General features: G+C 60.5%; 5 protein-coding genes. 3 read left to right on the forward strand and 2 right to left on the reverse strand.

Translation table 11 applies throughout. The annotated features are described in order from the left end of the window. Positions 1-87: 87 nt before the first annotated feature. Positions 88-1,293, reverse strand: a complete 1,206-nt coding sequence (locus GBM95_RS10700; protein ID WP_152159084.1) for a hypothetical protein — start codon at positions 1,291-1,293, stop codon at positions 88-90. A 321-nt stretch (positions 1,294-1,614) separates the two neighbouring features. Between GBM95_RS10700 and GBM95_RS10705 the strand changes: the two genes are divergently transcribed. Then, a complete protein-coding gene (locus GBM95_RS10705) occupies positions 1,615-3,441 on the forward strand; it encodes an aryl-sulfate sulfotransferase (RefSeq protein WP_152159085.1) in 1,827 nt (608 codons plus the stop codon). Between the two features lie 132 nt (positions 3,442-3,573). Here the strand turns inward: GBM95_RS10705 and argE are convergent, their stop codons facing one another. Beyond that, a complete protein-coding gene (gene argE, locus GBM95_RS10710) occupies positions 3,574-4,746 on the reverse strand; it encodes an acetylornithine deacetylase (RefSeq protein WP_152159086.1) in 1,173 nt (390 codons plus the stop codon). A 218-nt stretch (positions 4,747-4,964) separates the two neighbouring features. Between argE and argC the strand changes: the two genes are divergently transcribed. Together argC and GBM95_RS10720 are read left to right on the forward strand one after the other, a co-directional pair. Next, positions 4,965-6,002, forward strand: a complete 1,038-nt coding sequence (gene argC, locus GBM95_RS10715; protein WP_152159087.1) for an N-acetyl-gamma-glutamyl-phosphate reductase — start codon at positions 4,965-4,967, stop codon at positions 6,000-6,002. 46 nt (positions 6,003-6,048) lie between these two features. After that, the coding region (locus GBM95_RS10720; protein ID WP_451921465.1) for an amino acid kinase family protein at positions 6,049-6,348 on the forward strand (300 nt) is incomplete at its 3' end.

Here is a 6,348-nt window from a genome sequence, read left to right on the forward strand (position 1 = left end):
GTTAAGCCTTGATACTAGGAACCGCCGTATACGGAACCGTACGTACGGTGGTGTGGGAGGACGGCATGGGAACTAATCCCATGCCTCCTACCCGATTTCATCCTCATCGTCATAGGTGCTGAGGACCGCTGCTCCCGGAGTGCTTCCGATTCCGAAATCCGGATCGTCCTCCGGATCGAGCGCGGCAAGGAAGCGTTTGATCTCCGACTTGACCGCCGCTCTCACTTCAGGATCGGGGTCTGCGAGGAACTTTTCTGCCCAGAGGTCCGCATCGTCGCGCATGAGCAGGCTCTCCATCTTGAAAATGATCCGTTTGGGATCGTTTTCGAGGAAGGCTTCCACCTCTTCGGTCGGGAGATTGAGCGGTACGTCGGGGAGCGAGCGTCGTACTGAAATGGACGGGTTGCGTGCAAACTCTAATGCGGCAGTTTGGTCGAACCTTACTTCCACAGCGGCGCGGCGGCGAACGAATTCCCTGGGGTCATCCTCAAAGAGGCGGGCGAACTCCAGCGGGTACGCGAGGACGTCTGCCGGGAACTGCTTTTTTTCATAACAGTTGGCGAGAAGACCCATGGCCGTCTCAATGTCGGTAAGGTCGGTGAGTTCGATGGTGGTCCCCGGGGCGCCGGAAGGTTTGCCGTCGCCCAGAGAGAGGACGAAGGGCGGTGCGTTTTTTGCCGGAGATTCTCCGGGAAGGGGCGCCCCGGACATAAGGTCCTGCAGGAGGGACGCCGTATTGCGGCAGACGCCCCGGCTTCGGATCAATTCTCTTGCGCTCCTGCGGACGTCGGGGTCCATGAGGGCGCGGGCGAGCTTTTTCCGGCCGGAAGCCCGGCGCGCGAGCATTTCGACGGCGCGCGCAGTCTGAAGAATTTCCACGCGGATATCGAGCGCCCGGTCCTCGAGGAGCTTTTCATACTGGGAGACTGTGAGCGGAAGCGAGAGAGCGGTCGAGCGAACCGTATAGGAGGGGCTTTTGACAAGATTCGCGGCAAAGCGCGCTATCGTTCGCGACCCAAACTTCTCGTCCAGCATCTCTTTAACGTCGTCCTCCGACGCGAAGTCTTCTTCAAATAATTCACCGATGGGAACGCTGCCGAGAAATCCGTCCGGGAGCAGATTCGGGTCCGACGGGATGAAGAGGCAGACGTCGTACGGGTCGAGAGCAACCGTCAGATCTTTGTAGGACAAGTAGGAGCAGGAATCGGAAGTTTCGACGTCTGAAAGAATGCAGCGGCTGAGGCGCTTGATTCCGCGGATGGCGTCAGCACGCTTCTCGCTGTTGAATGTCATGATCTGTTCCTTTTAATTCTGAAGAGTTCTTTTTTGGAAAACGGCCGGGCGGCTTTCATGCCGCCTTTCTCATGCGTTCAGTATCGCGCATTCTGCGTCAAAAAATGTCTCAATAAAGCACTCCCGGTCTATTCCAAAAACTTGAAAAAGGTATTTCATCTTCGGCTCATTTTTGCGTAGAAGCGGGAATGGATGGATTTTTTCCCGGGGAGCACTATTTCTCTCAGACCAACGGATTAGTTCTTTCGGGTGTCTTTCTTACGGATCGCCCCCGGGAGGACCGGAAGCTCCGGGATCCATCTTCAGAAAAGGGAAATTCAGATGAAAATGCAGAAGCGCACCTTCCTTCTTTCGGCCGCAGCCTGCGCGATGATGACCGCCACGGGCGCCATGGCAATGGGAACGCCGAGCGGCTTTGCCGTCGTCGGCTTCAACAAGCAGGGCAGTCTCGGCGAAGTGATCGTCAATCCCTACAAGATCGCGCCCCTCACGGCGGTGATCAAGAACGGCGGCTACGAGCTTCTCTCGGCAGCCGTGCGCGTCGTTCCGAAGGAAGGCGGCCAGGAAATCAAGTATGACGTTTCCCGCGCTCAGCTCCTCACGCACGCCGGCATTCCGGTCTTCGGCCTCTATCCGGACTATTCCAACAAGGTTGAGGTGAGCTACTCCTACCGCTTCGACGGAAAAGTGGTTGACGGCAAGCACACCTACACCATCTACTGCGGCGGCATCCGCGGGATGGAATCCGGCATGCCCGGCGAAAAGAATCTGATGTTCGACACTGAGGTGAAGAAGGTGGCTCCGGAATTCAGCGACCGCCTCTACTTCGTCAACAACCTCGGAGCCACGCCCGGTCAGGACACCCGCGCGGTCTGGAACAACCCCATGGGGGGCGCTCTCACGTGGAGCTACCTCCCGAAGATCGCGATCATCGATACGAAGGGCGACATCCGCTGGTACCTTGACGCGTCCACGCTCTGGGATCCGGAATCGATTTACAGCAAGGGCGTCATGATGGGCTTCAAGCAGAATGCCGACGGCGCCATTTCCTGGGGCTTCGGCCAGAAGTACGTGAAGTACGACATCATGGGCCGCAAGGTCTTCAACCGCCGTCTGCCCACGGGCTACAGCGACTTCTCGCACTCGATGGATCCGATGCCGAACGGCCATTACCTCCTGCGCGTCGCGTCCTCCGACCTTCGCCGCATCGACCAGAAGCGCGTGCGCACGGTCCGCGACGTGATCATTGAAGTCGATCAGTCGGGCCGCGTCGTCGACGAATGGCGCCTCTTCGACATTCTTGACCCCTATCGCTCGAACATCATCAAGGCTCTCGACCAGGGCGCCGTCTGCCTCAACATCGATCCCTCGAAGGCGGGTCATACGCTTACCGCCGAAGAGCTCGCCGCTCAGGAGAAGTCCGACAACTTCGGCGACATCGCGGGCACCGGCCCGGGCCGCAACTGGGCGCACGTGAATTCGGTCGACTATGACCCGGACGACGATTCTATCATCATCTCCTCGCGCCACCAGTCGGCCATCATCAAGATCGGCCGCGACAAGAAGGTGAAGTGGATCCTCGGCGCCCCGGCGGGCTGGCGCTCGCCCTGGAAGGAAGCGCTCCTCACGCCGGTCGACAAGTCAGGAAAGCCTATTTCCTGCACGGAAACGACCTGCGAGGGCGGCTTTGACTGGACGTGGACGCAGCACACGGCCTGGCGCATCGATTCGAAGTCCAACAAGGACGTGGTCTACGTGTCTGCCTTCGACAACGGCGACGCCCGCGGCGCAGAGCAGCCGGCGCTTCCGGAAATGAAGTATTCGCGTGCGGTGATCTACAAGATTGACCAGAAGAAGAGAACGGTCGAGCAGGTCTGGGAGTACGGCAAGGAGCGCGGCCATTCGTGGTACAGCCCCGTGACGTCGCTCACGGAATACCAGGCCGACAAGGATTCGGTGGTTGCCTATTCCGCCACTGCGGGCTCCGACTTCGATCTCACGACCGGCGCCATGAAGGGCCTCCCCAACCCGTACATCGACGAATTCAAGTGGGGCGAGAAGGAGCCCTCGGTTGAAATCCAGCTTCACAATACGTCGGGCTATCAGGCATGGCCCTTCAGCGTGAAGAAGGCCTTCACCGACAATTAATCCTTTCTATCAGCTGCGGCGTTCATCAGGGCGCTGCAAATGAAAAATGACAGGCGGCGCTTCCCGGAAGATTCGGGAGGCGCCGCTTTATTCATTTCTAGATTAGAACCGATAGCGGCTGCGGTGCGGCATTCACCGGACGAATTCCGCCCAGAGCTTTTCGAGCATCGTCATGCCTTTTTCGAGCTCTGAGAGCTCGATGTATTCATCGACGCCGTGGGCCTGACGGATTGACCCCGGGCCAAGGACCACCGTGGCGCCGAGCTGCTGCAGGAACGAGGCTTCCGTCGAATAGCTCACGAAGGACCCTTCGCGCCCGGCAATGGCTTCGATGCGGGATCTGAGCACGGGATCCGGGTTGATGAAGGGATCAAGATCGGGGTAGAGGACTTCAAGCGTGGCCGCAGCAGGAGAGGCGGCGGCAAGCCGCTTCATGGATTCGTCGAGCATTCCGCGGATTTCCGCGGCATTGCATTTCGGGAGCGGTCGGATGTCGAACTCGAGCCGCGCCTCGGCGCAGACGCGGTTCACGTTGTCGCCCCCGCGGATGGACCCGATGTTGAGAGTCGGGTAGGGCACGCCCGGGAGCCCCGGATGATTGAACTCCTTTTCGCGCCGCGTTTTGAGGCGCGCTTCAAGGCTGTTGAGTTCCTCCACGGCGAGTGCAGCAGTCTTGACGGCATTGATGCCCTGGGTCGGATCGGACGAATGGGCGCCGCGCCCCCGGATGATGATCGCGCGTCCCATGTACCCCTTGTGGCCGAAAACAGGCGAGAGTTCGGTGGGTTCGCCGACAACGGCGAGCTGCGGCATGACGCCGAGGTTCTTTAATTCCGGGACGGCTGCGCGGGCGCCCGCCATGGACGTTTCCTCGTCGCAGGTGATGAGAACGCCGAAGCCTCTTTCGGCAGCTTCCGGATGACGGCGGGCGAGTGCCATCGCCGAAGCGATGAAGCCCTTCATGTCGCAGGAGCCGAGACCGTAGGCTCTTCCGTCGCGGACCGTCAGGGACCAGGGCGAATTCGTCCAGAGTTCCGGGTTGCAGCCCACCGTGTCGGAGTGTCCGGAGAGAAGAAGGCCGCCCGGCGTCGTGCGGCCGGTCATGGGGCCTTTGAAGGCAAATAGGTCGGCTTTCCCGGGCTTGTATTCGAAAACGCGCGTCTCGAAGCCCATGGCTTCAAATTCCGACTTCGCCCAGTCGATGAGCGGGCGGTTCGGCTGGTCGCTTTCGGGCGCAATGTCGCTCACGGTATTGAAGGCGACGAGTTTTTCTAGGTAGTGCAGACAATCAGAGATGACGGACATCGGATGCTCGCTTGTTTCTGGAGGCGCTGACGGACCGGAAGCATCGCTTCTTGCGGAACATCAGGCAAGATTCAATTCTTCGGGAAACATAAAGCAAACGCGTGAGCCCGGCTCGTCTCCCTGCGGGTCTCGGTCTGAATGATCAAGCCCCATGAGGCAAAACGCTGATATCGCGTGCCGCCGGCGCCTGGCGCCCTCCCTTCTGAAAGGCTTTCAAAATGAATGACTACTACCGCTACAAAGAGCTTCGGGCCGCTATTGTCGGCGCGAGCGGCTATGCCGGAACTGAGCTTCTCCGGCTTCTTCTCGACCATCCGGAGGTGACGGTCACGGCGCTTTATGTGTCCGAACAGAGCGCCGATGCCGGAAAGCTGATCTATGAGATTGACGGGAGGCTTTGCGGCAGGACGGATCTGAGGCTCGAGCCCCTCACGGATCCGGAGGCCGCAGCCGAAAATGTCGAAATCGTCTTTCTCGCCACCGAGCACGAGGTAAGTGCAAGGCTCGCACCGGTCTTCCTCGAAAAGGGCGTAAAGGTTTTCGATCTCTCGGGCGCCTTCAGGCTTTCCGACCCGAAGCTCTATCCGAAGCACTACGGCTTCGAGCACGCGCATCCGGAGCTTCTCGGGGAAGCGGTCTATGCGCTTCCGGAATATGTCAATGAAGCGAGGCTTTGCGAAACCAATCTGATTTCGCTCCCCGGGTGCTACCCGACGGCGTCGCAGCTCGCGCTCCGTCCGCTCATCGACGCGGGGCTTCTTGATCTCTCCATGCCGCCCGTCATCGACGCGGTGTCGGGCGTCTCGGGCGCCGGCAGAAAAGCGAAGCTCTCGAACGCCTTCTGCGAAGTGAGCCTCTCGGCCTACGGGATCTTCACGCACCGGCATCGCCCGGAAATCGAGGAGCACCTGGGCGGCGTCCCGGTGATCTTCAACCCGCATCTGGGCGCCTTCAAGCGCGGCATCCTCGCGACGATCACGGCGAGGCTCGCTCCGGGTGCGAGTGAGGAGGCGATCAGGAGGGCCTATGAGAGCACTTATCTTGAGCGCGCCTTCGTGCGGGTGCGAGATGGGCTCCCGAAGCTCGACGACGTCGTCAATCAGCCTTACTGCGACATCGGCTTCAAGGTCTCCGACACGGGCTACATCGTCATCGTGAGCGCGATCGACAACCTTCTTAAAGGGGCGGCCTCCCAGGCGGTGCAGGCGATGAACCTGCGCCTCGGGATCCCGGAAGACGCGGGATTCTCCGTTTGAGGGCGTCGCCGCACCTCAGCCGTTTTCTAAAAGAGAGGAAGGAGCCATGGAAGAGAAAAAGAACGCCGCGCCCCTTGTCGTCAAGCTGTCCGGCAAGGCGCTCGGCGCGGAAAAGGAACTCGAACGCCTCTGCCGGGAGCTTGAAGCCGCGGGACGCGCATTTCTGCTGGTGCACGGCGGCGGCGTCGCCGTCGACCGACTCATGGCGGATCTCGGCATTGAAGTGAGGCGCGTGCGGGGGCTTCGCGTGAGTCCTGCGGAGGAGATGCCCCTCATTGCCGGGGTCGCTCGCCGGCACCTGCAGTCTGGCGCTCCGGTCCGCCGCCGTGCGGGCGGCCTCTCGCCC

Origin of the sequence: Sutterella seckii, assembly GCF_009183815.1 — a bacterium.
Lineage (GTDB): Bacteria > Pseudomonadota > Gammaproteobacteria > Burkholderiales > Burkholderiaceae_F > Sutterella > Sutterella seckii.

Coding starts and splice junctions, on each gene's coding strand:
- argE (WP_152159086.1), bottom strand. CDS start 4,746: ATGTCCGTCATCTCTGATTGTCTGCACTACCTAGAAAAACTCGTCGCC.
- GBM95_RS10700 (WP_152159084.1), bottom strand. CDS start 1,293: ATGACATTCAACAGCGAGAAGCGTGCTGACGCCATCCGCGGAATCAAG.
- argC (WP_152159087.1), top strand. CDS start 4,965: ATGAATGACTACTACCGCTACAAAGAGCTTCGGGCCGCTATTGTCGGC.
- GBM95_RS10705 (WP_152159085.1), top strand. CDS start 1,615: ATGAAAATGCAGAAGCGCACCTTCCTTCTTTCGGCCGCAGCCTGCGCG.